This is a genomic window from Quadrisphaera setariae, from assembly GCF_008041935.1.
Classification (GTDB): Bacteria; Actinomycetota; Actinomycetes; order Actinomycetales; family Quadrisphaeraceae; genus Quadrisphaera; species Quadrisphaera setariae.
Genome location: NZ_VKAC01000004.1, coordinates 317,461 through 341,438, shown reverse-complemented (window position 1 = coordinate 341,438; position 23,978 = coordinate 317,461). Strand labels below are relative to the sequence as shown.

The 23,978-nt window shown below is 76.2% G+C and carries 24 protein-coding genes; 14 read left to right on the top strand and 10 right to left on the bottom strand.

Annotation, left to right across the window (positions count from 1 at the left end; translation table 11 throughout):
• Nucleotides 1-47: 47 nt before the first annotated feature.
• Nucleotides 48-1,319, top strand: coding sequence for a cysteine desulfurase-like protein (locus tag FMM08_RS08810; protein WP_147925944.1), 1,272 nt, complete (start codon nucleotides 48-50; stop codon nucleotides 1,317-1,319).
• Nucleotides 1,320-1,334: 15 nt separating this feature from the next.
• Here the strand turns inward: FMM08_RS08810 and FMM08_RS08805 are convergent, their stop codons facing one another.
• Nucleotides 1,335-2,333: a DMT family transporter gene (locus FMM08_RS08805; protein WP_147925943.1), complete on the bottom strand. Its 999-nt coding sequence runs from the start codon at nucleotides 2,331-2,333 to the stop codon at nucleotides 1,335-1,337.
• Nucleotides 2,334-2,402: 69 nt separating this feature from the next.
• Between FMM08_RS08805 and FMM08_RS08800 the strand changes: the two genes are divergently transcribed.
• Entirely contained in the window at nucleotides 2,403-3,302 is a 900-nt protein-coding gene (locus FMM08_RS08800; protein WP_147925942.1) for a LysR family transcriptional regulator, read from the top strand.
• On the opposite strand, the gene FMM08_RS08795 is transcribed toward FMM08_RS08800, so the two are convergent.
• A complete protein-coding gene (locus FMM08_RS08795) occupies nucleotides 3,290-4,177 on the bottom strand; it encodes a LysR family transcriptional regulator (RefSeq protein ID WP_147925941.1) in 888 nt (295 codons plus the stop codon). The genes FMM08_RS08800 and FMM08_RS08795 overlap by 13 nt on opposite strands.
• 68 nt (nucleotides 4,178-4,245) lie before the next feature.
• Between FMM08_RS08795 and FMM08_RS08790 the strand changes: the two genes are divergently transcribed.
• The 4 genes from FMM08_RS08790 to FMM08_RS08775 all read left to right on the top strand — a co-directional run bounded on the left by FMM08_RS08790 (nucleotide 4,246) and on the right by FMM08_RS08775 (nucleotide 8,260).
• Entirely contained in the window at nucleotides 4,246-5,229 is a 984-nt protein-coding gene (locus FMM08_RS08790; RefSeq protein ID WP_222710568.1) for an EamA family transporter, read from the top strand.
• Entirely contained in the window at nucleotides 5,226-6,713 is a 1,488-nt protein-coding gene (locus FMM08_RS08785; RefSeq protein WP_222710567.1) for a glycoside hydrolase family 28 protein, read from the top strand. The genes FMM08_RS08790 and FMM08_RS08785 overlap by 4 nt, the downstream gene beginning before the upstream one ends.
• A 21-nt stretch (nucleotides 6,714-6,734) precedes the next feature.
• Entirely contained in the window at nucleotides 6,735-7,799 is a 1,065-nt protein-coding gene (locus tag FMM08_RS08780) for an LLM class flavin-dependent oxidoreductase (protein ID WP_147925940.1), read from the top strand.
• Nucleotides 7,800-7,882: 83 nt separating this feature from the next.
• The gene (locus FMM08_RS08775) at nucleotides 7,883-8,260 is read left to right on the top strand and encodes a hypothetical protein (protein WP_147925939.1); all 378 of its coding nucleotides are present in this window, start codon (nucleotides 7,883-7,885) and stop codon (nucleotides 8,258-8,260) included.
• An 81-nt stretch (nucleotides 8,261-8,341) separates the two neighbouring features.
• On the opposite strand, the gene FMM08_RS08770 is transcribed toward FMM08_RS08775, so the two are convergent.
• Nucleotides 8,342-8,938, bottom strand: a complete 597-nt coding sequence (locus tag FMM08_RS08770; RefSeq protein ID WP_147925938.1) for a 3'-5' exonuclease family protein — start codon at nucleotides 8,936-8,938, stop codon at nucleotides 8,342-8,344.
• Nucleotides 8,939-9,044: 106 nt separating this feature from the next.
• A complete protein-coding gene (locus tag FMM08_RS08765; RefSeq protein ID WP_147925937.1) occupies nucleotides 9,045-9,572 on the bottom strand; it encodes a hypothetical protein in 528 nt (175 codons plus the stop codon).
• A 111-nt stretch (nucleotides 9,573-9,683) separates the two neighbouring features.
• On the opposite strand from FMM08_RS08765, the gene FMM08_RS08760 reads away from it, so the two are divergent.
• Entirely contained in the window at nucleotides 9,684-11,291 is a 1,608-nt protein-coding gene (locus FMM08_RS08760) for an ATP-dependent DNA ligase (RefSeq protein WP_147925936.1), read from the top strand.
• Nucleotides 11,292-11,341: 50 nt separating this feature from the next.
• Here FMM08_RS08760 and FMM08_RS08755 read toward each other — a convergent pair whose 3' ends face one another.
• The 4 genes from FMM08_RS08755 to FMM08_RS08740 form a co-directional block, all read right to left on the bottom strand.
• Nucleotides 11,342-12,412 carry a hypothetical protein gene (locus tag FMM08_RS08755; RefSeq protein WP_147925935.1) on the bottom strand — a complete coding sequence of 357 codons (1,071 nt, stop codon included), beginning with the start codon at nucleotides 12,410-12,412 and terminating at the stop codon, nucleotides 11,342-11,344.
• 211 nt (nucleotides 12,413-12,623) lie between these two features.
• The gene (locus FMM08_RS08750) at nucleotides 12,624-14,624 is read right to left on the bottom strand and encodes a serine/threonine-protein kinase (RefSeq protein ID WP_147925934.1); all 2,001 of its coding nucleotides are present in this window, start codon (nucleotides 14,622-14,624) and stop codon (nucleotides 12,624-12,626) included.
• Nucleotides 14,625-14,765: 141 nt separating this feature from the next.
• The gene (locus tag FMM08_RS08745; RefSeq protein WP_147925933.1) at nucleotides 14,766-16,541 is read right to left on the bottom strand and encodes a serine/threonine-protein kinase; all 1,776 of its coding nucleotides are present in this window, start codon (nucleotides 16,539-16,541) and stop codon (nucleotides 14,766-14,768) included.
• A 196-nt stretch (nucleotides 16,542-16,737) separates the two neighbouring features.
• Nucleotides 16,738-17,106 carry an STAS domain-containing protein gene (locus tag FMM08_RS08740; protein ID WP_147925932.1) on the bottom strand — a complete coding sequence of 123 codons (369 nt, stop codon included), beginning with the start codon at nucleotides 17,104-17,106 and terminating at the stop codon, nucleotides 16,738-16,740.
• 212 nt (nucleotides 17,107-17,318) lie between these two features.
• Here FMM08_RS08740 and FMM08_RS08735 point away from each other — a divergent pair, with 212 nt between their 5' ends.
• Both FMM08_RS08735 and FMM08_RS08730 read left to right on the top strand, forming a co-directional pair.
• The gene (locus tag FMM08_RS08735; RefSeq protein ID WP_255472193.1) at nucleotides 17,319-18,083 is read left to right on the top strand and encodes an SDR family oxidoreductase; all 765 of its coding nucleotides are present in this window, start codon (nucleotides 17,319-17,321) and stop codon (nucleotides 18,081-18,083) included.
• A gap of 84 nt (nucleotides 18,084-18,167) precedes the next feature.
• Nucleotides 18,168-18,713, top strand: coding sequence for a nucleotidyltransferase family protein (locus tag FMM08_RS08730; protein ID WP_147926043.1), 546 nt, complete (start codon nucleotides 18,168-18,170; stop codon nucleotides 18,711-18,713).
• 15 nt (nucleotides 18,714-18,728) lie between these two features.
• On the opposite strand, the gene FMM08_RS08725 is transcribed toward FMM08_RS08730, so the two are convergent.
• A complete protein-coding gene (locus FMM08_RS08725; RefSeq protein WP_147925931.1) occupies nucleotides 18,729-19,085 on the bottom strand; it encodes a hypothetical protein in 357 nt (118 codons plus the stop codon).
• A gap of 75 nt (nucleotides 19,086-19,160) precedes the next feature.
• On the opposite strand from FMM08_RS08725, the gene FMM08_RS08720 reads away from it, so the two are divergent.
• From FMM08_RS08720 to zapE, 5 genes are all read left to right on the top strand, one after another.
• A complete protein-coding gene (locus FMM08_RS08720; protein WP_222710565.1) occupies nucleotides 19,161-19,973 on the top strand; it encodes an alpha/beta fold hydrolase in 813 nt (270 codons plus the stop codon).
• Nucleotides 19,973-20,476: a nucleotidyltransferase domain-containing protein gene (locus FMM08_RS08715; RefSeq protein ID WP_147925930.1), complete on the top strand. Its 504-nt coding sequence runs from the start codon at nucleotides 19,973-19,975 to the stop codon at nucleotides 20,474-20,476. Before FMM08_RS08720 ends, FMM08_RS08715 begins: the two co-directional genes overlap by 1 nt.
• 70 nt (nucleotides 20,477-20,546) lie before the next feature.
• Nucleotides 20,547-20,843, top strand: a complete 297-nt coding sequence (locus FMM08_RS08710; protein ID WP_147925929.1) for a DUF4287 domain-containing protein — start codon at nucleotides 20,547-20,549, stop codon at nucleotides 20,841-20,843.
• 57 nt (nucleotides 20,844-20,900) lie between these two features.
• On the top strand, nucleotides 20,901-21,821 hold the full coding sequence (locus FMM08_RS08705) for an aminoglycoside phosphotransferase family protein (RefSeq protein WP_147925928.1): 921 nt from the start codon (nucleotides 20,901-20,903) through the stop codon (nucleotides 21,819-21,821).
• Between the two features lie 30 nt (nucleotides 21,822-21,851).
• Complete coding sequence (gene zapE, locus FMM08_RS08700; protein ID WP_147925927.1) at nucleotides 21,852-22,961, top strand: cell division protein ZapE; 1,110 nt, start codon at nucleotides 21,852-21,854, stop codon at nucleotides 22,959-22,961.
• A 154-nt stretch (nucleotides 22,962-23,115) separates the two neighbouring features.
• Here the strand turns inward: zapE and FMM08_RS08695 are convergent, their stop codons facing one another.
• A complete protein-coding gene (locus FMM08_RS08695; protein ID WP_147925926.1) occupies nucleotides 23,116-23,811 on the bottom strand; it encodes a Clp protease N-terminal domain-containing protein in 696 nt (231 codons plus the stop codon).
• Nucleotides 23,812-23,978: the final 167 nt, after the last annotated feature.

Genomic DNA, 23,978 nt, shown 5'->3' with positions numbered 1-23,978 from the left:
CAGGACCTGGCACTGGTGGCGGTGCGTGCTGGGGCCAGGATGCTCGGGTGACCGCCGCCAGCCAGACCGCCAGCCTCCCCGCGCTCGACGTCGACGCCCTGCGCTCCCGCTTCCCCTCCCTCGACCCGGCTGGCCGCGGTGGTGGCTGGGCGCTGTTCGACGCCCCCGGCGGCACGCAGACCCCGCGGGAGGTCGGCGAGGCCGTCGCCGCGGCGCTCACCGGGCCGCTGTCCAACCGCGGGGCCGCCTCCCCGTCGCAGCGCCTCGCCGAGCACGCCGTGGCGGACTTCCGCGCCGCGGCCGCGGACCTCCTGGACGCCGACCCCCGCGGCGTCGTCCACGGCCGCTCCGCCACCGCCCTCACCTACGACCTCTCCCGGGCGCTGGCCCGCACGTGGCAGCCCGGCGACGAGGTGGTGCTCTCCCGCCTCGACCACGACGCGAACGTCCGCCCCTGGGTGCAGGCCGCCGAGCGCGCCGGCGCGGTCGTGCGCTGGCTCGACGTCGACGCCGCGACCGGCGAGCTGCGCGTGGACCAGCTGGGCGAGCTGCTCAGCGACCGCACCCGCCTGGTCGCCGTCACCGGCGCCTCCAACCTGCTCGGCACCAGGCCGCCGCTGCGGCTCATCGCCGACGCAGCCCACGCCGTCGGGGCGCTGCTGTGGGTGGACGGCGTGCACGCCACCGCCCACGAGCTGCCGTCGCTGCGGACCAGCGGCGCTGACGTCTGGGTGTGCTCGCCGTACAAGTTCCTCGGCCCGCACTGCGGCGTCCTCGCCGCCGACCCGGCCCTGCTGGAGACCCTCCGCCCCGACAAGCTCGTCCCGTCCACGGACGCCGTCCCGGAGCGCTTCGAGCTCGGCACCCTGCCCTACGAGCAGCTCGCCGGGGTCACCGCCGCCGTGGACGTGCTGGCCGGGCTGGTCCCCTCGTCGCCAGCGGCGCAGGAGTCGCGGCGCGAGCGCCTCGCCGCCTCCTGCGCCGCCGCGGAGGCCCACGAGGACCGGCTGCGCGCCCGCATCGAGGCGGGCCTGGCGGAGCTCGCCGAGCGCGGCGCCGTCGTCGTCCACTCCCGCGCCGCCGACCGCACGCCCACGCTGTACTTCTCCACCCCCGGCCGCGACGCCGCCGCCGTGTCCGCCGCGCTCGCGGAGCAGCGGGTGCTCGCGCCGGCCGGGTGGTTCTACGCCGAGGAGCCGTACCGGGCGCTGCAGCGCGCGGGCGCGCTGGACGGGCCGGGCATCCGCGTGGGCACCGCGCCGTACACCTCCGACGACGACGTCACCCGCCTCCTGGACGCCCTGCGCTCCGTCCTCTGACCTCGACCACCGCGGTCAGGGGGTGGGGGAGGGCCGGGGCCAGCGCTTCTGGACGAGCAGCACGCTGACCACCACCACGAGCGCGCCCACCGGCTCGTTCCAGGTGGTCCGCTCGCCCAGCACCAGCACTCCGGCCAGCACACCCACCACCGGCGTCAGGTACGTGACGCTCGAGGCCGCCAGCGAGCCCCACTCCACGACCACCCGCATGTTCCACGCGTACGCCAGCCCGGTGCCGAGCACCCCGAGCGCCACGAGCGCCAGCACCGGCGCGAGGCCGACGCTGCCGAGCGCGCCACCACCGGCGACCAGATGCGGCACGAGCACCGGGCTCAGCAGCAGCCCGAGCACCGCCGCCGCCCCCACCTGCCCGGCGGCGACCGCCAGCGGCCCGTGCTCGTGCCGCCCGGTGACGAAGCGCCGCATCCAGGCGAAGCCCGCGCCGTAGCAGGCGGTCGCCCCCAGGCACGCGAGCTGCGCGGGCACCGAGGCTGCGAAGCCTCCGTCGACGGCGTCACCGAGCACCCGCCACACCCCCATGACGACGGCGACGCCGACCACCCCGAGCGCCACCCCCGCCACCTGGCCGAGCGTGAGCCGCTCGCTGCGGACGGCCGCCGTCACCGCCAGCGCCGTCCAGATCGGCGTGCTGGCGTTGAGGATGGCCGACAGCCCGGACGGCAGCTGCGTGCCCGCCCAGGAGTAGAGCAGGAACGGCGCCAGGCACAGCAGCACCCCGACCACCGCGAGGTGCGCCCACAGCCACCGCTGCCGCGGCCACCGGGTCCGGGACGCGGTCATGAGGACGACGAGCGCCACCGCCCCCAGCACGATCCGCCCGACGGCGACCCCGCCCACGCTGAAGCCCTCGAGCGCCACCTTGATGAGCAGGAAGCTGCTGCCCCAGGTGAGGGCGAGCAGACCGTAGACGACGAGGACGCCGGTGCGCGGGCGTCCGGTGCCGAGAGAGCGGGACCGGGCGCGGGGCGTGCGGGTGCGGGGTGGTGCGGACACGCGTCCGAGTCTCGGGGAGGAGGGGCCCGGAGGCGAAGAAGCACGACCGAAGCGCCATAAGGTCTTCTGATGGCCCTGACCCTGGTGCAGCTGCGAGCGCTCGTCGAGGTCGAGCGGAGCGGGTCGTTCTCCGCCGCTGCAGACGCCCTCGGCGTGTCGCAGCCCGCGGTGTCCGGGGCGGTCAAGGCCCTGGAGGCCGAGGTCGGCGGCGCCGTGCTCGACCGCGGCGGCTCCGGCCGGCCCGTCGCGCTGACCCCGCTGGGCGAGAGGCTGCTCCCGCACGCTCGCGCCGCCCTCGACGCGCTGGCCGGGCTGTCGGCGACGGCCGCGGAGCACCGCGGCGCCCCGCACGGGGCCGTGCGCCTCGCCGTCGTCACGTCGGTGCGGGCCGGCCTGGTGCCGCGGCTGCTGCGCACGTGGGGGCAGGCGCTGCCCGCCGTCGCCGTGGAGGTGATCGAGGGCGACGACTCCGAGATGCCCGACTGGCTCGACGCCGGCCTCGCCGACGTGGCCGTCCTCGTCGACCCGGGCCCGCGCGACCTCGGCCCGGGCGCGGTGGAGCTCCCGGGAGATCCGCTGTGCGCCGTGGTGCCCGCCGGGCACGCGTCGAGCGGACGGACCGTGGTGTCGCTGGAGGAGCTCGCCGACGACCGGCTGCTCGCCGGCAGCGGCGGCTGCCAGGCGCAGCTGCGCGCCCTGCACCGGGTGGCGGGCCTGCCGTTCCGGCCCGTCGCGGAGGTCGCGGGCATGCTGGCGCTGATGGCGATGGTGGCCCGCGGTGACGGCGTCGCCGTGGTGCCCGAGCTGGCGGCGCCGCTGGTGCCGAGCGGGGCGCGGCTGCTGCCGCTGGTCCCCGAGCTGCGGCGCCGCCTCGTGCTCAGCGGTCCGGCGGCCGGCGCGGGCCGCGAGCAGCACCGGCTCGTCGAGCCCCTCCTCGCGGCCCTGCGCCCCACCGCTCAGCGGGCGTAGAGCGCCGAGACCGCCTCGACGAGCGCCCGCAGGGCCGGCGGCGGGTCCTCACGGTCCCAGACCAGCCGGACCGTGATCGGGGGCCCGTCGCTGAGGGGCCGGTACAGCACACCGGGCCGGGGGTTGTGCACCGCGGTGGCCTGCGCGGTGGTGCCCACCCCGCGACCCGCGGCGATGTCGTCGAGCCACTGCTCCACGTCAGCGGTGGGCGCGGTGCTCGCAGGGCCCTGTCCCGGCGGCCACAGGTCCGGCGTGGTGGTCCCGGCGCGCTCGTCGACCAGCACGGTGCGCTGGGCGACCTCGGCCATCCGCAGCGAACGGCGCCGCGCCCACACCGGGTCGTCCGCGGCGAAGGCGACCAGACGGCGCTCCAGTCCCACCACCACCGAGGCGTGGCGGCGCTCGTCGACCGCCGTGCGGACCACCGCCGCGTCGCACAGCCCCTCGGCCAGGCCACCGGTGGGCGAGTGGTGGCGCACCAGCTGCAGCTCCACGTCGGGGTGCGCCCGGGCCCAGCCGCGCAGCAGCGGGGTGGTGTGCTCTCCCAGCGCGGCCCAGGCGTAGCCCAGGCGGAGGGTGCTGCCCCGGGAGGCGACGGCCTGCTGCAGCCGCTGGGCGTCGGTGAGCAGCCGGCGGGCCGGCGCGATGAGGTCCTGCCCCGAGCTCGTGGGGTGCGCACCGGACCGGTGCCGCGTCAGCAGCCGGGCGCCCAGCGCCTGCTCCAGCGCCGCGACGGTGCGGGACACCGCTGCCTGCGACGTCCCCAGGGCGATGGCGGCGTCGGTGAAGGTGCCCTCGTCCACCACCGCGAGGAAGCAGCGCAGGTGCCGCAGCTCCCAGGTCGCCCCCTCCTCGGAGTGCGGCGCTCCAGCCATGCGTGCAGCGTATGGCCCGATGGCGCGGTGCATTTCCCGCATGGCCGGTGATGCCCTCGGATGGTCGTGTGACCCGCCCCGCCCGTCCCGCAGCCGGTACCCGCCTCGCCGGCAGGGCCTCCCGCCGCCCCGGTGGGCGCACCCCGTCCGGGCACCGCACCGCAGGGGTGGCCCTCGCCCTGGCCGCCTCGCTGTCCAACCAGGGCGGCGCCAGCGCCGGAGCCGTCGCCATGACCTCCCTGGGCGCGCCCGGGGTCGTCGCGGTGCGCCAGGTGGTGGCGGCTCTCGCGCTGAACGCCGTGGCCCACCCGGCCTGGCGGAGCGTGGACCGCCGCACCTGGCTGCTCGTGGTGGCGCTGGCGGCGGTCATGGGCACCATGAACCTCACCCTCTTCGCCGCCATCGACAGGATCGGCCTGGGTCTGGCGGTCACCCTCGAGTTCCTCGGACCGCTCGCCGTGGCCGTGGGGTCCTCCCGACGGGCGGTGGACGTGCTCGCAGCCCTGCTGGCAGCCCTGGGGGTGCTGGTCCTCGTGCGCCCCGGCCCCTCCAGCGACGTCGCGGGCATCGCGCTGGCGCTGGTGGCCGCGGCCATGTGGGCCGGCTACATCCTCCTCAACCGCGCGCTGGGCCCTCGCCTGCCGGGTCTGGGCGGTGCCACCGCGGCGACCACCGTGCTGGCCCTGACCTGGTCGCTGCCCGTGCTCGTCGTCACCCTGCTGGCGGGCCCGCCGTGGCAGGCGGTGGCGCTGGCGGTCGTGTGCGGGCTGCTGTCCTCCGCGGTGCCGTACGCCGCCGACCTCAGTGCGCTGCGGCTGCTCCCGGCCTCCCTGTTCTCCACGCTCGCCAGCGCGAACCCGGTCTGGGCCTTCGCGGCAGGAGCGCTGGTGCTGCACCAGGAGGTCACCTCGCACGAGGTGGTCGGGGCGCTGCTCGTGGCGGCCGCCAACGCTGCGGCCGCGGTCCGGTGGCGGCGCCGACGGGCTCTCCAGCGTGCGGCTCCACCCCCACCGCGCAGGTGCCGTCCAGCGGAGTCGGAGCCGGTGCGGTGAGGCTCGGCGCTGTGCGCGCCCCGGGCCTCGCAGCGGCTGCCGTCGTCGTCCTGCTCGGGCTGACGGGGTGCACGGCCACCGGGTCGAGCACGACGACGGGTGACGGCGTCCCCGGGGACCGCCGCCACGTGGTCGAGCCCACAGCCCCCACCACCACGTGCGCCACCGTCCCGGCGCAGGTGGTCATGACCGGGCGCACGGCGAGCGCCGCCGACGAGGCCGCCCCGCCCGACACCGCACGCATCCAGCAGGCGCTGGACCGGTGCGCGCAGGAGGGCGGTGCCGTCGTCGCGGTGCGGCTGGTCGCCGGGGCCGGTCAGCACGGCTCGTCGAGCTTCCTGTCCGGGCCGCTGACCGTGCACCGCGGGGAGGTGCTGCTGCTCGACCCGGCCACCACCCTCTACGCCTCCCGCGACGCCGCCGACTACCAGGCACCCGGCCAGCCGACCTGCGGCACCGTCGCCCGCAGCGGCGGCAGCAGCGGGTGCCGGCCGTTCATCGCCCTCAGGGGCGGGGACGACGGGCTCGAGTCGACCCGCGCCGCCGACGGGACCCGGGGGCGGGTCGACGGCCGGGGCGACCTGCCCGTGCTCGGGACCACCACCAGCTGGTGGCAGCTCGCCACCGCCGCGAAGGGCAGCGGAGGGCAGCAGCAGGTGCCGCGGCTGGTGGAGTCGGAGCACTCCGACGACGTCGTCCTGCACGACGTCGACCTCGTCGACGCCCCCGGCTCCAACGTCTCCGACGAGGGCGGCGACGGCTTCACCGCCTGGGGCGTGCGCATCGACGAGCCCGCCACCGCCCGCAACACCGACGGCATCGACCCCGCCGGCGCCACCGACGTCACGATCACCGACAGCTGGATCGCCGACGGTGACGACGGCGTCGCCATCAAGGGCGGCTCCGCGCCGTCGTCGCACACCACCGTCAGCAACGACCACTTCTACGGCACGCACGGCATCTCCATCGGCTCGGAGACGACGGCGGGTGTCAGCGACGTGCTCGTCACCGACGACACCGTCAGCGGCACCGACCCGAGCGGCACGCCCAGCGCGGACAGCGCCGGCATCCGCATCAAGAGCGACCCGAAGGCCGGTGGCGCGGTCGACGACGTCGTCTACCGCGACGTCTGCGTGGCGGCGGTGACGGCCCCGATCGACGTCGACCCGCGCTACGACGACCCCAGCGGTCCGAGTGAGAGCGGCGCTCGTGTGCCGTGGTTCACCGGCATCACCGTGGACGGCCTCACGGCCGTGCGCTCGCCCCCTGGGGCGACCTCCACCCTGGACGGCTACGACGACGACCACCCGCTCGACCTGACCCTGGCCGGCGTCTCCGTGGACGCCCCCCACGTGCTGGTCGCGCACGCGCACGTCACCGCCTCCGGCGCGACGTTCGGGGGAGCGCCCCTGCCCGGCGCTGCCGCAGCGCCGTCCGCGGGAGCAGCACCCGCCTGCACCTTCCCCGCCTACCCCGCGCTGTGAGCCGCGGCTAGCGTGACGGGTGTGCCGCACCAGGGTGAGCCGCTGCGCCGGCTCGGCTTCCTCACCATCGGGACCTTCGCCGAAGACGACCCCGGCCCCGGCCACGAGGAGGTCCTCCGCGTCATCGAGCTCGGGGAGCGCCTCGGGTTCGACTCCGCGTGGCTGCGCCACCGCCACCTCCAGCCCGGCATCTCCTCACCCGTCGCGGTGCTCGCCGCCGCCACGCAGCGCACCACCCGCATCGAGCTGGGGACGGCGGTCACCCCGCTCGGCTGGGAGAACCCGCTGCGCGTCGCGGAGGACTGGGCCACGGTCGACGTCCTCTCCGGCGGTCGTCTCAACCCGGGGTTCTCCACCGGCACCCCGATGCGGTTCGACGACGTGCGCGACGCCCTCTACCCCGACACCGCCGACGTCGAGGACTTCACCCACCGCCGCGGCGAGCGCCTGCTCGCGCTGCTGCGCGGCGAACCCGCCGGCACCCGCGCCGCGCTGGGCACCGAGGTGTTCTCCGAGCGGGTGCAGCCGCACTCGCCCGGGCTGGCGGCGCGCACGTGGTGCGGTGTCGGCAGCACCTCCTCCGCGCACTGGGCCGGGCAGCAGGGGCTGAACCTGCTGCTCTCCTCGGTGGTGAGGGCCGAGGACGGCGTCGGCCAGCGCCCGGGCGCTGCGCCCGAGGAGGACCACGCCTGGGACTTCGGCTCCGTCCAGGCCGAGCACGTCGCTGCCTACCGCGCCGGCTGGGGCGAGCGCGCAGGAGCGGGGCGGATCTCGCAGGGGCTGGTCGTGATCCCCACCGACTCCGCCACCCCCGCCCAGGTGGAGCGCTACCGCGCGTACGCCGCCTCGCGGGACGCCCGCACGGCAAGGCCGCAGGGTCCTGGGCGCCTGCTGTTCGCCCGCGACCTCGTCGGCAGCTCCGCCGAGATCGCTGAGCGGCTCTGGGACCACGCCGGGTTCCGCGTCATCGACGAGGCGGTGTTCGCCCTGCCGTTCACCTTCGAGGCCGCCGACCACGAGCAGATCCTCACCGACACCGCGGGTTCGCTCGGGCCCGCGCTCGGCTGGGCCCCGTCGTCGTCCTGATCTGCCGTCCCGGCCTCGGGTGGTGATCCACACCACCCTCTGCGCGCTCGCCAGGAGGGGCGGTGTGGGGCAGGCTGGGACAGGTGACTCGCGACGGGGCGACGACGCCCACAGCCCTCCCTCGCCAGGGAGGCCACGGGGAGTACTGCGACGTGCTGGACCTGCTCGACCGGGCCGGCCTCGACGCCTCCCTGACCCACGACGGCGACGAGCTGCGCGCCATCGAGGTGGTGCTGGACGACGGGCAGGCGCTCGTGATCACCGAGGTCGACGGCTGGCTGGCCGCCCGCCGCGCGGAGCACCGCAGCTGGGGCGTCAGCCTCTACCCGGTGGGCGCGGAGCGCGGTGAGCCCGTCGCGTGGGACGGCGTCCCCGACGACGGCAGCCCCGAGGCGCTGATGCCGCTGGTCAGCGGTGTGCTGCTCGACACGATGCGCGGACCCACCCCGCCTCCGCCGTGACCGTGCAGAAGACCCGCACCGGGGACCTCCCGGTGCGGGTCTTCTGCACGGTCACGGACGGGCGTGGCGGTTCCGGAGGGCTCAGCGGGGCAGGTGTCCCAGGCGGACGGCGCCGGTCTGCTCGGCCAGGCCCAGCAGCACGGCCGCGGTGGAGCGGGCCTCCGCGCCGGACTGGTGCAGCGAGAAGCGCGGCAGCGACAGCGCGGCGGCGACGTCCGGCAGGGCCCAGCTGGTGAGGTCCAGCGCCTTGCGGGCGATCGCCTCGGTGCAGTGCCACTCCCACGTCGGAGCCTCGACGCCGGCGACCTCGCAGGCGCGGGCCAGGTGGCGGGCGTCCAGGGGCGCCCGGTGGGCGACGACGGGCAGGTCGCCGACGAAGGCGCTGACGGTCTCGAGGAGGTCGGTGAACGGCTGCGCGTGGTAGATGTCGCCCAGCTGCAGGTGGTTGACGGCCATGTGGGCGTAGTCGGCCTCGCCCAGCTCGGCGGCGGGGTGGCACAGGGCCTCGTACTCGTCCACGACGACGCCGCCGCGGACCACGGCCAGGCCGACGGCGCAGACGGAGCCGGTGCGGCCGTTCCAGGTCTCGACGTCGAGGGCGACGAAGTCGAAGCCGGTCAGGTCCCGCCGCTGGCGGGGGAGGACGGCGGTGCGCAGGGGCTCAGTGGTGCTGCTCATCAGTCAGACGTCCTTTTCTGAACGGGCAGGGACGTCAGGGGGATCGGGCTCCGCCGGAGAGCGGTTGAGGGAAGGTGATCAACTGCCATCCGTTCGCAGCAGGTCGCTAGCCCGCTCGGCGCAAGAGGCCTTGCGGACGGTCCGGTCGGAAGCCCCGGGCGCGCAGGACCGCAGCGACCACGGGGTGGCTGGGGACGGGCGCGACGACCTCGAGCCCGTCCGCCCCGGCCAGCGCTGCGTGCACCAGGTCCCGGGCGGCCGTGGCCCGGCGCGGGGGCAGCAGCAGGTGCGCCTCCGGCGCGTCCCGCCCGGGCGGCGGAGCCAGCTCCAGCTGCAGGTGCGCCATCCAGACCGTCGCGGCGACGTCGGGGTGGGTCGGCGGGGGGAGCAGCGCGACCGCCGACGCCGCCTCCTGCGTCGACGGGTCGAGCGCCAGCCACAGCGCCCCCGAGCTGAGCGCCGCGTGGGCGAGCGCCAGGCGGAGCAGCGCCTCGCGCTCGCGGGCGCCCGTGCCGGCGGGGGCCAGGGGCTGCAGGAGCCGGGCGGCGGTGGTCACGTCGGCGAGGGTGCCCGGCACCAGCACCACCCCCGGCGCGACGGTGGAGCGGGTGAGGGACGTCGTGGTCGCTCTCATGCACCCACCGTGGGCACCGCACCTGGGTGTCCGCTGGGCAGCACCCGTCCGGAGGTCACGCGCCGCAGCCGCCGACGAGCCGCCGGGCGGGGGCGCTGCGACGATCGACGGGTGCTGCTCGCCGAGGTCGTCGCCGCGTCGGCGGCCGTCGCCGCCACCCGCGCCCGCTCCACCAAGGCGCAGCTGGTCGCCGACGTGCTCCGGGAGGTCTCCGCGGCCGAGGTGCCCGTCGTCACCAGCTGGCTGGCGGGGGAGCCGCGCCAGCGCAAGCTCGGGGTGGGCTGGCGCACGCTGGCCGGCCGGGTGGACGGCGCGACCCCGGCGAGCTCCGCGGCGGGGCCGCCCGCCGGCTCCCACGAGCCGCGCCTGGAGGTGCTCGTCGTCGACGACGTCCTCGAGCGCCTCGCCGCCACCACCGGCGCCGGCTCCACCGCTCGCCGCGAGGCCCTGCTCGACGAGCTCTTCGCCGCTGCCACCCCCGACGAGCGCGGCTTCCTCGTGCGCCTCGTCACGGGCGAGCTGCGCCAGGGCGCGCTGGAGGGTCTGGTGCTCGACGCGGTGGCCGCCGCCTCGGGCGCCCCGGCCGCGCTGGTGCGGCGCGCGGCGATGCTGTCGGGGAGCCTGACCACCACCGCCGCCACGGCTCTCGGCGCCGGCTCGCCGGAGGCGGCCGCCCGTGCGCTGCAGCAGGTGCGGCTGCGGGTCGGCACGCCCGTGGCGCCGATGCTCGCCAGCCCCGGCGGCACCGTCGCGGACGCGCTCGCGGCCCTGGGCGCCGACGTCGTCGTCGAACCGAAGCTGGACGGCGCCCGCATCCAGGTGCACCTCGACAGGACGGCGCCCGAGCCGTCACCGAGGGTGCGCGTCTGGACGCGGACCCTGCGGGAGATCACCGACGGGGTCCCGGAGATCGCCGCCGCCGTGCTCGCCCTCCCGGCCGAGCGCGCCGTGCTCGACGGCGAGACCCTCGCCCTCGACGACGACGGCCGTCCCCGCCGCTTCCAGGACACCATGAGCCGCTTCGGCAGCACCCCGGGAGAGCAGGACGACGACGCGCAGGTGCTGCTGAGCCCGTTCTTCTTCGACCTGCTCCACCTCGACGGGCGCGACCTGCTCGACGAGCCGCTCGAGGCGCGCCTGGCGGCCCTCGACGCGCTGCTCGCCCCCGAGCTGCACGCGCGGCTGCGGATGCCCGGTGCGCGCCGACCCGATTCAGCGGCCGCAGACGCTGCCCTGGCGAGCGCCCTGGAGGCCGGGCACGAGGGCGTGGTGCTCAAGGACCTCGCCTCCCCGTACGCGGCGGGCCGCCGCGGCAAGGCGTGGCAGAAGGTCAAGCCGGTCCACACCCTCGACCTCGTGGTGCTCGCCGCCGAGTGGGGCTACGGGCGGCGCACCGGGACGCTGTCGAACATCCACCTCGGCGCCCGCGACCCCGAGGGCGGACCGCCGGTGATGGTCGGCAAGACGTTCAAGGGCATGACGGACGAGCTGCTGGCCTGGCAGACCGCCACGTTCCCGGGACTGGCCACCGACGAGCCCGCCTGGGGCGTGGTGCTGCGCCCGGAGCTGGTGGTGGAGGTGGCCCTGGACGGCGCGCAGCGCAGCAGCCGCTACCCGGGGGGCGTGGCGCTGCGCTTCGCGCGCGTGCTGCGCTACCGCCCCGACAAGAGCGCGGACCAGGCCGACGACGTCGACGCGGTCCGCGCTCTGCTGGTCTAGGAGCCGTGCTGCTCCCGTGACGGGAGCCGGGGCGAGGAGGGTCGAGGGGCTCAGCCCATCGGGGCCGCGGCGGGGGCGGCCGGGTCGGAGCCGATGGAGCCCGAGTCCCCGGCGCCCTGGTCAGCGCCGGCGTCCGAGCTGGAGCCCGAGCCGGCGTCGGAGGTCGGGGCCTTGGACGGGGCCTTGGAAGCGACGGGGGCCGCGGCGGACCCGGTACCGGTCACCCCGGCGGCGTCAGCAGTGGCCGGCTCCGCGCTGGCCGAGGGGGCGGCGGACGCCTTCGCCTTGGCGGTGGCGGCTGCGCTGGCCGCGGGCTCGGCGGCCTCAGCCACCTGCGCCTTCGCGTCCTGCGCGGCGGCGGCCGCAGCGTCCGCCGGGGCCTGCTGCAGGTCGGCGAGCTGCTTCTCGGCCGTGTGCTGCGCCTGCTGGGCGTCGGCCACCGCCGTGCGCGCCGCGGTGAGCTCCGCGGTCTGGCCGTTGGAGCCCAGCAGGTAGCCGACCATGCCCGTGAGCACCAGCGCGGCCGCCACCAGCAGCCACGTCAGCACGGGCGGGCGCTGGCGGCGCGGGGCGAGGTCGTCGTACTCGTCGTCGTAGGCCTCGTCGGCCAGCTCGAGCTCCGGGCCCACCGGCCGCGGCAGCTCGTACGACACCGGCTGCCGGGCGCTGCGCGGGGCCGCGTAGGAGGCCGTGGCCGAGGGGGCAGCCGCGGTGCGGGCCGCAGCAGGGAGCTGGGCGTAGCTGTCGTACGCGTCGGCGCTGCCGTAGGCGTCGTACGACCCGTGGTCGCCGAACTCGCCGTGGTGGGTGGGCGCGCTGTCGTCGTCGTACCAGGACCGCTCGGTCGCGGGCTGCTGCGGCGAGACCCAGCGGGTGGTCGCGGCAGGAGCGGGAGCGGCGGCCGGGGCGGGGGTGCTGGCGCGCAGGTCGCGGCGGCGCTGCGGAGCGGCCACGGGCGCGGTGGCAGCGCTGGTCTGCGCACCGCTCTGGGCGCTGGTCGGCGCCGTGCCCTGCAGCCCGAGCTCCTCCCAGGACGGGAAGCGCGGGGACGGCACGCGGTCGTGCGCGGGCCGGGCGCCCTCTCCGAGGGCCGTCAGGTCGATCGCCCGCTCGCGTGCCACGTGGTGCCTCCTGGTCGTCCACGGACCGGCGGGTCCGTCACGGTGACGGTAGGTCGTCCACGAGGTGATCCGGCGCAGACACGCCGCCCGGCGGTGCGCTGGGCGGGCGCACCGCCGGGGGGCGGGGTGCCCCGCGGCGTCGGGGCGGGCCGGGCGGTAGCCCGGGGTCGGAGGTGTCCTGGTCGTCGGGCCTGGTCGTCGGGCCTGGCCGTCAGACCTGGCCGGCGGATGCGGGGGCCGTCGCGGGTGCCGACGCGAGCGCCGGGTCGGGGACGGTGGCGGCGTACTCCGCGGCGTGGCCCTGCTGCCACTGCACGAGCGGCGGCACGAGGCTGCTCCACGGGTCGAACGCCGTGAGGAAGATCGGCTGCCCGGCCACCGTCCAGGCCATCACGGCGTGGGAGGTCGAGTCCGGGTCCTCCGGGTCGTCGAAGACCTGGTAGCAGGCGGCGGTGCCGCCGCTCGCCCCGCTCGGTGACGTCCAGGGGCCCGCGCCGTCGTTGTTGGGGCACTGCCCGTTGGTGTTGCCCTCCATGTGGACGAGGTCGTTGAAGGCCGTGTCGCGGGTGGCCTCGTCGGGGTAGCTCATCGCGTAGACCTCACCGCCGGGCAGGTTGGTGCCCAGGCAGCTCACCGCGGCCGCGGTGGGGATGGGGCTGTCGCCCGGGTCCAGCGTGATCGGCTCGCACGCGTTGAGCTCCCTGGGCAGAGCGGCCAGCAGCGCGGTGTGGGCGGCGTCCATTGGCTGGGTGGTGGTGGCGCCCAGCGCCGGGTTGGGGACGGTCGCCGGCGGCGCCGGGGTGGCGGCGCTCGGTGAGGTGCTCGGCGAGGTGCTCGAGGGGGCGGAGGACGACGACGACGCCGGCGCGCTCGCCGACGGCCTCGGCGTGCTGGCAGCCGCCGCCGGCTCGTCCTCGGAGAACGCGCCGACCGCGATCACGCCGCCGGCTGCGATGAGACCCAGCACAGCGAGGCTGCCTCCGACGATGCCGATGACGGCGCCGGTGCGCAGACCCCGCCCGGGCGGTGTGGGCTGCCCGGCGTACCCACCCGCGCCGTGGCCCGGCACCGGTGGCCGGCCGGTGGGGGCGAGAGGAGCCACCGGGACGGGCGGGACCGACGAGGCGGCGACGGCCGTCGCCGCGAGGGGCGTGACCGGGCCGCCGTAGGCCGGACCGAACGCTCCACCGCCGCCACCCGCGGGTGCGGTGGTGGGAGGAGCGGTGCGGGCGGGCGCGGCCATGGTCTCGCTGGAGTCGAGCCCGCGGGCCGTCGGTGCTGTCGGTGCTGTCTGGCCGCCGGCCGCGGCGTGCGCGAGCACAGGAGCCGCAGCAGCCGCCGCGGGAGCTGCGGCCGGAGCGACGGACAGGGCCTCGCGGGCGGCGCGGCCCAGGGCTCCGGCGCTGGCGTAGCGGTGGGCGGGGTCCTTGGCCATCGCCGTCGCCAGCACCAGGTCGAGGGAGCCCCACGCACCGCCCGGCGGCAGCAGCGGCACCGGCGCGGCGCGGTGGGCGTCCAGCACGCTGATGGCGCTGGCGGGGCGGCCGTCCGCCGTCGTCGTGAAGGGGGGTCTGCCGGTGAGGCAGTGGAACAGCAGGCACCCCAGCGCGTAGACGTCGCTGCGCGCGTCCACGGGGCGGCCCTCGATCTGCTCCGGGCTCATGCACTCCGCCGTGCCGACCACCGTGCCCACGGCCGTCAGCCCCGCCGCGGCCGCCGAGGGGGCGGTCGAGCGGGCCAGGCCGAAGTCGGACAGGTAGACGAAGTCGGGCTGGTCGGCGCGGCGCCGCACCACCAGCACGTTGGCGGCCTTGACGTCGCGGTGCACCAGCCCGCGCTCGTGGGCGACGTCGAGCGCGTCGGCCACCTGCTCGACGATCCCCACCGCCCTCGCCGCGCTCACCGGGCCGGCGGCCAGCACCGCGGCCAGGTCCAAGCCGTCGATGAGCGCCATGTCGAGGAACAGCCGCCCGTCCACCACGCCGAAGTCGTGCACCGGCACCACATGCGGGCTGGTCAGCCCGGCGACGGTGCGCGCCTCGTGGAGGAACCGGGCGCGGTAGCCCTCGTCGTCGGCGAGGTCGGGGGCGAGCACCTTGAGGGCCACGCGGCGCTCGCGGACGGTGTCGTAAGCCTCGTGCACGACGCCCATGCCGCCCCTGCCGACCTGCCCCTCGATGCGGTAGCCGCCGAACTGCTGCCCGATGTCCACGTCTGGCTCCTCGTCCCGCGGGCCGCTGCCCGCTGCGCCGTCCGGGACGCCGCCCGGATACGGAGGAGACGGTGGGGCGGGCCGCTTGCAGCCCGCTGGCGAGCCGCTTGCGGCCCGCCCAGCCGGAACAGCACGGACAGCTCAGGACGACGTCGCGGTGCCCGTCCCGTAGTGCGCGGCGTGCCGCTGCTGCCAGTCGTACAGCGGGGCCGGGTCGGTGCCGTCGGCGTCGTGCACCACGAGGAAGAAGGCGCGGCCCGTGACCGACCAGGTCATGACGGCGTACTCCGCGCCGTCGTCGGAGGCGGGGTCGGTCACGAGGTAGCACAGGGCCCGCCCGCCGCTGGTCCCGTCGGGGGAGCTCCACGGCCCCACCCCGCCGACCTCGGGGCAGCGCACGTCGCCGGTGGCGTCCGGGCCGCTGTACGCCGCGAAGGCGGCGTCGCGGCTGGCCTCGTCGGGGTAGGCGAGCGCGTTGACCTGTGCGCCGGGCAGGCTCCGGGCCAGGCACGCGACGGCTGCCACCGACGCCTCGCCGCCGTACTCGTCCAGCGCCGCCGAGCGGCAGCCGGTGAGGTCCGCCGGCAGCTGCTGCATGAGCGCCGCGTCCTCCGGGAGCACCTCGCCGGCGGGGGTGGCGCCCAGAGCCGGGTCCGACGGGCTGGGCTGACCGCCGCTCTGGCTGCTGCCGCTCGTGGTCGTGCCGGTGCTCGTGCCGTTCGCCGACGACGAGCCGCCGTTCAGCGCGATCCCCAGCGCCAGGGCGGCCGCACCCCCGAGGACGACGACGAGCGCCACCGACCCCAGCACGACGCCCACCACCGCTCGCCGGCTCAGCCCCTGCGGGCGCGGCGCACCGACGGTGCCCGTGGGGGAGGCCTGCGCCATCTGGTGCTGCAGGTGCTGCAGGCCCGCCGCGCCAGGCGGGGGCGGCTGCGGCTGCCAGGAGGGCGGCGGGGGCTCGTGCTGCCAGGAGGCCGCTGCGGGCCCTGTCGCAGCCTCGGACGCCGGCGGCGGCGTGTGCCGGTCGACGGTGGGCGTCGGGTCAGTGCGCGGGCCGATCACCGTCGGAGCGGACCCGCTGGCCGCAGCGCTCGCGAGGGCCGCGCGCGCTGCGGTCGCCAGGGCCCCGGCCGACGGGAAGCGCTGTGAGGGGTCCTTGGCCAGGGCTCTCGCGACGACCGCGTCGAGGTCGCCCCACGTCCCGCCCGCCGGCAGCAGCGGCGGAGCGGCCGTGCGGTGCGCGTCGAGCACCAGCACCTGGTTGGAGCCGGTGTACGGCGGCCGCCCCGCCAGGCAGTGGAACAGCAGGCAGCCCAGCGCGTACACGTCGCTGCGCGCGTCCACCGGACGGCCCTCGATCTGCTCCGGGCTCATGTAGTCGGCCGTGCCCACCACCGTGCCGGTGGCGGTCAGGCCGTCGCTCCCCGACGTCGAGCGGGCCAGCCCGAAGTCCGACAGGTACGCGAAGTCCGGCTGGTCCGGGCGCCGCCGCGCCAGCAGCACGTTGGCCGGCTTCACGTCCCGGTGCACCAGGCCCCGCTCGTGGGCCGTGTCCAGCGCGTCCGCCACCTGCTCGGCGATCCCCACCGCCCGCACCGGCGAGAGGGGGCCGCGCGCCAGCAGCACCGCCAGGTCGCTGCCGTCCACCAGCGCCATGTCGAGGAAGAGGTGGCCGTCGAGCACCCCGAAGTCATGCACCGGGACGGTGTGCGGGCTGCTCAGGCCCGCCACCGTGCGCGCCTCGCGCAGGAACCGCGCCCGGAAGGTCTCGTCGTCGGCGAGGTGCGGCACCAGCACCTTCAGGGCCACGCGGCGCTCGCGGACGGTGTCGTACGCCTCGTACACGACGCCCATGCCGCCGCGGCCGAGCTGCGCGTCCAGCCGGTAGCCGCCGAAGCGGTCGCCGACCTCCATGCACCCTCCCGCCGTCGCGATGGCCAGTCGGTCCGCCCGGGCCCGGCCTGCGCCGATGCTCCCATCCCCCGCGCAGGAGCGTCGACGGGGGAAGGTGTCCCGACCAGCAGGCAGAAGTCGTCCTGGAAGGCCTGGGAACCGGTGCGGGGAGGGTTCTGCATGCTCGACGGGACGCCGTCATGCCGCGGTCCTCTGCTCAGGCGGTGGCGGAGGCGACGTCGTCGAAGGGCGGCATGACGCTCGCCAGCCCGGTCATGGCAAGCAGCTTGAGGACCTGCACGGACCCGCCGGCCAGCCGCATCGTCATCCCGGCGTCGCGTGCCCGGCGATTGGCCCCGACCAGCACGCCCAGTCCGGCGGAGTCCATGAAGGTGACCCCGGACAGGTCCAGCACGACGCCGCTGACCGCCTCACCACCGGCGCTGCGCGCCGTCGAGCCGGAGACGGTGTCGACGACGTCGACGAGGGCGCTCTTCAGCGACGGGGCGCTGTAGACGTCGACCTCACCGCTCACCGCGAGGACCCGGAAGCGGCCTCGGTCGTACTGCTCTGCTGCGATCTCCACGTCGTGTCCCCTGCCCGCCGGGCCACGTCCGGCGGAGCGCGCTGCTGCTTCACGCTCGCAGTACCGGACCGAGAACCCCCTGGATCATGGCAGGTGGTGGTCGCCGATCGCACGACGAGGGCGTGGCCCGGTCCAGCGGTCCCCGCCGCGGGTGGTGACAGCGGTCACTCCGCGTCCGGCTCCCAGCGGTCCAGGTGGACCATGCTCGGCCCATGTCACCCGAGCCCCCCATGCCGCGTCCGGTCACGGTCGTCACCGGAGCCGGGCGCGGCATCGGCGCCGCGACCGCCGAGCTCCTCGCCCAGCGGGGCCACGACCTCGTCCTCGGGCACCTCTCCGACCGCACCGCTGTCGACGCGGTCGCCGCGAACGCACGCGCGCGAGGGGCCGAGGTCGTCATCGTCCCCGGAGACGTGCGTGACCCGGCCACCGCCGACCTCCTCTTCGACGCGGCCGGCGACCTCGGGCAGGTGACCGGCCTGGTCAACAACGCCGGCCTCACCGCCCACCTCGGGGACCTGGCGGACACCCCCGTCGAGGTGATCGTGCGCGTGGTCGAGACCAACCTCCTGGGGGCGATCTGGTGCGCCCGGCGCGCAGCGCAGGTGATGTCCACGGCGAGAGGCGGTGCGGGCGGCGCTGTCGTCAACGTCTCCTCCGCGGCGGCGACCCTCGGCTCACCCCACGAGTACGTGCACTACGCGGCGGCGAAGGCGGGGCTGGAGGCGCTGACGGTCGGGCTCGCCAAGGAGCTCGCCGCCGAGGGGGTGCGGGTGAACGCGGTGGCTCCCGGGCTGGTCGCCACGGGCATCCACGCCGCGGCTGGTGATCCGGACCGGCTGGAGCGGGTGGTGCCGCGCATCCCCGCCGGACGTGCGGGGCAGCCGGTGGAGGTCGCCCGGGCCGTCGCCTGGCTGCTCGGCGCGGAGGCGAGCTACACCACGGGCGCGACGCTGCGGGTCGCCGGCGGCCTGTGACCCGTCGCGCTGCCGGCACCGGCTGTCGGTGGGGCGAACCAGACTCGCTCTGTGGACGACCGCGCCAGGTTCCTCGAGCTCGTCATGGCCAACCCGGTCAACCGGGCGGTCCTCGAGGGAGCCCCTCTGCTCGGGCTGCCCGACTGGTGGCTCACCGCCGGCGCCCTGTTCCAGACGGTGTGGAACGGTCTCGACGGCCGTGACCCGACCGCCGGCATCCGCGACTACGACCTCTTCTACTTCGACGACGACGTGAGCCACGGCGCGGAGGACCGCGCGATCCAGGCGGCCGCCCGCCTGTTCGCGGACGTCGACGCCGCCGTCGAGGTCCGCAACGAGGCGCGCGTGCACCTCTGGTACGAGGACCACTTCGGCGTTCCGGCGAGGCCGTTCACCAGCTCCAGGGACGCTGTGGACCACTTCTCCTCCACCACGTGCTGCTACGCCGTCACGTCCGCCGCCGACGGCACCGTGGAGGTGTACGCCCCGCACGGGTACGACGACCTCTTCGGCCGCCGCGTCAGGCCCAACCCGGTGCTGGCACCGCGGTCGGTGTACGAGACCAAGGCGAACCGGTGGAAGACCGAGTGGCCGTCCCTGCGCGTGGACCCCTGGCCGGCACCGGTCTGAGCTGGCGGAGGCGTCTCACAGGGCCATCACCAGGAGGACGGGCGCCAGCTGCAGCAGCGCCAGACCACTGACGACGCCTGCGAGGGCCCATCCGGAGGTGCCGGCGTGCAGGAGCGACCAGGCCGTCCACCCCACGACCCCGACGACGAGCGCGACGAGCGCCCACGGGCTCACCCACCAGGCGAGCAGGGACAGGCCCCACAGCGGCAGGACGGCGACGACGAGCCACACCACCTCCTCGAGCAGTGCGCTCACGACACGGCGCGGCAGGCCGACGAGCCCGTCGACCAGCCCTTCCCGGATCTCCACCAGGGCGGGCTTCGGCCCTCTCGGGTCCCTGCGGCGACCGCGGGACCCCGTGCTGCCGCTCACCCATCGATCCCCGTCCGCACGAGCCCATGATCGCGTGCTCGTACGTCGACGCTCCCCGCCGCCTAGGTTCGGGTCGTGGACCCACAGCACCGCTCGACCACCGTGGACGACGGGACGGTCATCTCCTACGCCGTCCTCGACGGCGGAGCACCCGACGTCGTCCTGCTGCACGGCCTGGCGGGCAGCGGTCGCGAGATGCTCCCGACGGCGCGGGCGCTGGCCGGGCGGCGCGTGCTCGTCGTCGACCAGCGCGGCCACGGCGGCAGCACCCGCAGACCGGACGACCTCTCGCGCGAGGCGTTCATCGAGGACGTCGTGCAGGTGGTGCTCGGCGAGTGCACCGGTCCTGTCGACCTGGTGGGCCAGTCGATGGGTGCCCACACGGCGATGCTGGTCGCCGCGGCCCGGCCGGACCTGGTGCGCCGGCTCGTGCTGCTGGAGTGCCACGAGGGCGGGAGCGCTGACGGGGAGGGCGAGGACAGCGACGCGCTGGAGGCGTTCTTCGCCTCCTGGCCCGTGCCCTTCGCCGATCGCGCGGCGGCGCGGCAGGCGCTGGGAGACGGCCCCCTGGCCGCAGCGTGGGTGGCTGACCTCGAGGAGCGACCGGACGGGCTGCACCCGCGCTTCGGCGCCGCCGTGGTGGGGGCTGTCGCGCGGACGATGAGCACGCCCCGTCGGGCGGAGTGGGCGAGCGTCGAGGCACCGACGCTCGTCGTCTACGCCGACGGCGGCATGTTCACCGAGGAGCGGAAGCGCTCCTTCGTCGCTGCCGGTCGCCGGGTCCGCCGCGCCGACCTGGCGGGTGCCTCGCATGACGCGCACCTCGACGCGTTCGACCAGTGGGCGCGCGTCCTCAGCACCTTCCTGGCGGAGGAGGTCTCACCGTGATGACGGCCTCCACCGCGCTCGACCTCCTGCGACTGTTCGAGCGCGCCGGCATCGAGGTGTGGGTCGACGGCGGGTGGGGCGTGGACGCCCTCCTCGGAGAGCAGACGCGACCGCACGCCGACCTCGACGTCGTCGTCCTCGTCGCCGACGTCCCGCGGGCGCGGGAGCTGCTCGCGGAGGCGGGCTTCGCCATCCTGAGGGAGTGGCTGCCCACGGCGCTCGCCGTGCGGCACCCCGACGGCCGCGAGGTCGACCTGCACCCCGTCACCCCGACCGCCGACGGCGGAGGGGACCAGGAGCTCTTCGCCCCCGACCCGCCCTTCCACTACGGGCCGCCGTCCACCGGGCACCTCGACGGCGTGGAGGTGGCGTGCGTCAGCGCCGAGTCGCAGCTGCGCGCCCACCAGGGGTACGAGCCGCAGCCGGAGGACCGCGCCGACGTGCTCGCGCTCGCGACGCGCTTCGGACTGCCGCTGCCTGAGGCGTACGGAACCCAGCCGTGACGACCGATGAGTCCGATCCCGTCCACAGGTCACAGTGACGACGACGAAGACGACCGACCGCGGAGGAACCGTGTCCTACCAGGCCTACCTCGACGCCATCGAGGCCAAGAGCGGCAGGACGCCGCGCCAGCTGCTCGACGTCGCGGCCGAGCGCGGCTACGGCCCCACCACCAAGGCCGGTGAGGTGGTCGCGTGGCTCGCCGAGGAGTACGGCATCGGCCGCGGCCACGCGATGGCCTTCTACGGCGTGCTGAAGAACGGCTCGACCATCAGCGACAAGCACGTCGGCACCACGGGCAGCCACCGCGACGCCTCCACCGAGCTGCACCTGGACGGCGTCGCGAACCGGCCTTCGTCTCTCGACTGATCGGCGGCGCCGCGAAAACGCATGGTCGCGGGCGGGCGCCCGTCCTAGCGTTCGGGCATGGCGCACGCCGACCCGCGCGTGGAGGCCGACGTCCCTCTGGTGCGCCGGCTGCTGCGCGAGCAGCTGCCGCAGTGGGCGGACCTGCCCGTCGTCACCGTCGAGGCGCAGGGCAACGACAACCGCACGTTCCGCCTCGGCGACGACCTCACCGTCAGGCTGCCCTCCCACCAGCGCTATGCCGCGGGCGTCGCCAAGGAGGACGCCGCCCTCCCGCTGCTGCGCCACCACCTCCGCACTGCCGTCCCCGAAGTGGTGGCCACCGGCCGCCCGAGCGAGGCGTTCCCGATGTCCTTCTCGGTGCGCCGCTGGCTGCCGGGCACCGCCCTGGACGCGACCTCCGCCGTCGTCGACGACGAACAGCTCGCCGCTGACGTCGGCGCGTTCCTGCGAGAGCTGCGCGCCGCCCCCACCGCAGGCGGCCCGGCCGGCGGCCAGCACTCCTTCTTCCGCGGCTGCCACCCCAGCGCCTACGGCCACGAGGTGCAGGTCGCACTCGAGCAGCTGGCGGGCGCGGTGGACGTCGCCGCCTGCGAACGCGCCTGGGCGCAGGGGATGACGACGGCGTGGGAGCACCCGCCGGTCTGGTTCCACGGCGACGTCGCCCCGGGGAACCTGCTGGTCGAGGAGGACGACGACGGCGGAGCAGCGCTCGCGGCCGCCATCGACTTCGGCACGTGCGGCGTCGGCGACCCCGCCTGCGACCTCGTCCTCGCCTGGACCCGCTTCGACGGCGACGCGCGGCAGGCGTTCCGCGAGGCGGCCCAGCTCGACGACGGCGCGTGGGCCCGCGGCCGGGCGTGGGCGCTGTGGAAGGCGCTGATCGTCCTCGCCGAGCTGCGCGCGCTCGACGAGCAGCTGCACCACGCCGAGCAGGAGGCCCAGCTCCACATCATCGACCGCGTCCTGGCCGACGCCTGAGTCGGCGCTCGCGTGCGGCAGGCTGCCCCGGTGGTGGTCGCGCGGAACGCCGGTGCCGGGCTGCGCGAGGTCTTCGACCGCGCCGCGCGGGACCTCGGCTCCGAGCTCGACCGCGAGCAGCAGCCGGCCGCTGACGTGCTCGCCGCGGTCGGCGTCTCCCTGCTCGCCGCCCCACCCGCCAGGGGAGCGGGGAGCCGGCTGCGCCGCCCGCCGGCTCGCGGTGCCTACCTCCACGGGCCCGTCGGGCGCGGCAAGACCTGGCTCGTCGAGGTGCTCGCCGAGCACCTCGCAGCACACCTCCCCGCCGGTGCGGTGCTGCGGCTGCACGCCTACGAGGCCGCCCGCCGCCTCCACCGGGCCGTCGCCGCCCGGGTCGGCACCAGCACCGGCCTGGACGGCGCCACCACCGACCTCCTCGGGGGCGCCCGGGTGCTCTTCCTCGACGAGCTGCACGCCCACGACCCCGGCGACGCGATGCTCCTCTCGCGCCTCCTGCGGGCCCTGCCGGAGCGCGGGGTGGTGCTGCTCGCCACGTCGAACTACGCCCCCTCGGGCCTCCTGCCCGACCCGCGCCACCACCACCTCGTGCTACCGCTGGTCGCCGCCCTGGAGACGACGTGCCACGTGGTCGCGGTGGACGGAGCCGTCGACCACCGAGCGGTCGGGCACGGCGGAGGTCGCCCGCACTGGTGCACCGGGGCGTGGCTCTCACCGGGAGGGGCGGCGCAGCTGGTGGCGGTGGGCCTCGCCCCGCCCGACCCGTCCCACCGGCGCCAGCTGGTGGTGGGTGGTCGCCCGCTGCACGTGCTGGCGGCAGACCCCCTCGACCATGACGACGACGAGAGCGCTGTCCCGGCGGTGCACTTGCACTTCGCCGACCTGTGCGAGCAGCCGACCTCCGTGGGCGACCTCCTGGAGCTGACCGACCGCTACCGCACCGTCGTCCTGGTGGGCGTCCCGGCTCCGGCTGCGGCCGGGGTGGACCCGTGGCGCCGCTTCGCGAACCTCGTCGACCTCTGCTGGGACCGCGACGTCCGGCTCGTCGTGCTCGCCGCCGAAGGGCCGAACTGCGTGCTCGACCTGCCCATCACCGACGGCGACCGGATGCTCAGCCGCGTCAGCCTCCTGCGAAGGACCTGACCGACGGTCACCGGTCCGCGGACAACAGGCGCCTCCGCGCCCTCCGTGCCTCCGCCCGTCCTCACGGTGGTGCGGTCCAGGGCCAGGACAGGCCCGTTCTGACCCTGGACTGCACCGCCGTGGAGGTGGTCGCAGCGACCGGGGCCCGCTGGCGTCAGCTCCGGGAGCGCAGAGCGTCGACCACGGCCTGCTCGCTCAGACCCAGCCCGGCCAGCGCACCGGTGCCGTCCTCGACGGCCAGGACGGCCAGGAGGACGTGCGGAGCGTCGACCAGGTCCTCGCCGAGCCGGTCCGCCTCCGCGAAGCTGCGCTGCAGCGCCTGCTTGGAGCGCTCGTCGAAGGGGACCAGCGCCGGCACCTCCGCCGAGCGCTCCGGCAGCTGCGCTGACGTGATGCGGACGGCCTCGGCGACGTCGACGCCCGCCGCGGCGACCAGGGGCCCCACCGGCCCGTCGCCCCCCTGCAGCAGCGCCAGCACCAGGTGGGCCAGGGTGATCCGGTCGTGGTGTGCCTCGTGCGCGAGGCGCTGGGCCTCGACGACCACGGCGCGGGCGTCGTCGGTGAAGCGGTGGAAGCCCTGGTCCGCCGAGGTCGCCGCCGGCTGCGCCCCGCCGCTGACGAAGCGCTTCTGGGCGGCCTGCTTGCTGACGCCCATGCTGGCGCCGATCTGCGTCCACGTGGCGCCGGAGCGCCGGGCCTGGTCGACGTAGTGGCCGACGAGGGAGTCAGCGGTCTCACCCAGCTGCTCGGCCACCTGCACCGCTCCGCTGAGGCGCTGCAGCGGGTCGGGGTGCGCGGCGTCGACGGCGTCGATGAGGTCGTGCAGGCGGATGCTCGGGGAGCTGGTCATGTCGTCAACCTAGGGTTGACGCGTTCAGTCGTCAACCCTAGGTTGACGCGGTGGTCGTCAGTGATGGCCGACGTCCGTGAACGCCACGCCCTGGCTTGCGACTCGAGTCGCAGGCCAGGTGCCGACCTGTGGACGTCGAGTCGGGAGGGGTCCCGTTCCTAGCGTCG

Bases quoted from the DNA above. Each gene is read 5' to 3' on its own strand.
- FMM08_RS08800 (WP_147925942.1), top strand. From the start codon at position 2,403: ATGGCCCTGACCCTGGTGCAGCTGCGAGCGCTCGTCGAGGTCGAGCGG.
- FMM08_RS08795 (WP_147925941.1), bottom strand. From the start codon at position 4,177: ATGGCTGGAGCGCCGCACTCCGAGGAGGGGGCGACCTGGGAGCTGCGG.
- FMM08_RS08770 (WP_147925938.1), bottom strand. From the start codon at position 8,938: ATGAGCAGCACCACTGAGCCCCTGCGCACCGCCGTCCTCCCCCGCCAG.
- FMM08_RS08765 (WP_147925937.1), bottom strand. From the start codon at position 9,572: ATGAGAGCGACCACGACGTCCCTCACCCGCTCCACCGTCGCGCCGGGG.
- FMM08_RS08745 (WP_147925933.1), bottom strand. From the start codon at position 16,541: ATGGAGGTCGGCGACCGCTTCGGCGGCTACCGGCTGGACGCGCAGCTC.
- FMM08_RS08735 (WP_255472193.1), top strand. From the start codon at position 17,319: ATGTCACCCGAGCCCCCCATGCCGCGTCCGGTCACGGTCGTCACCGGA.
- FMM08_RS08730 (WP_147926043.1), top strand. From the start codon at position 18,168: ATGGCCAACCCGGTCAACCGGGCGGTCCTCGAGGGAGCCCCTCTGCTC.
- FMM08_RS08715 (WP_147925930.1), top strand. From the start codon at position 19,973: ATGACGGCCTCCACCGCGCTCGACCTCCTGCGACTGTTCGAGCGCGCC.
- FMM08_RS08705 (WP_147925928.1), top strand. From the start codon at position 20,901: ATGGCGCACGCCGACCCGCGCGTGGAGGCCGACGTCCCTCTGGTGCGC.
- FMM08_RS08695 (WP_147925926.1), bottom strand. From the start codon at position 23,811: ATGACCAGCTCCCCGAGCATCCGCCTGCACGACCTCATCGACGCCGTC.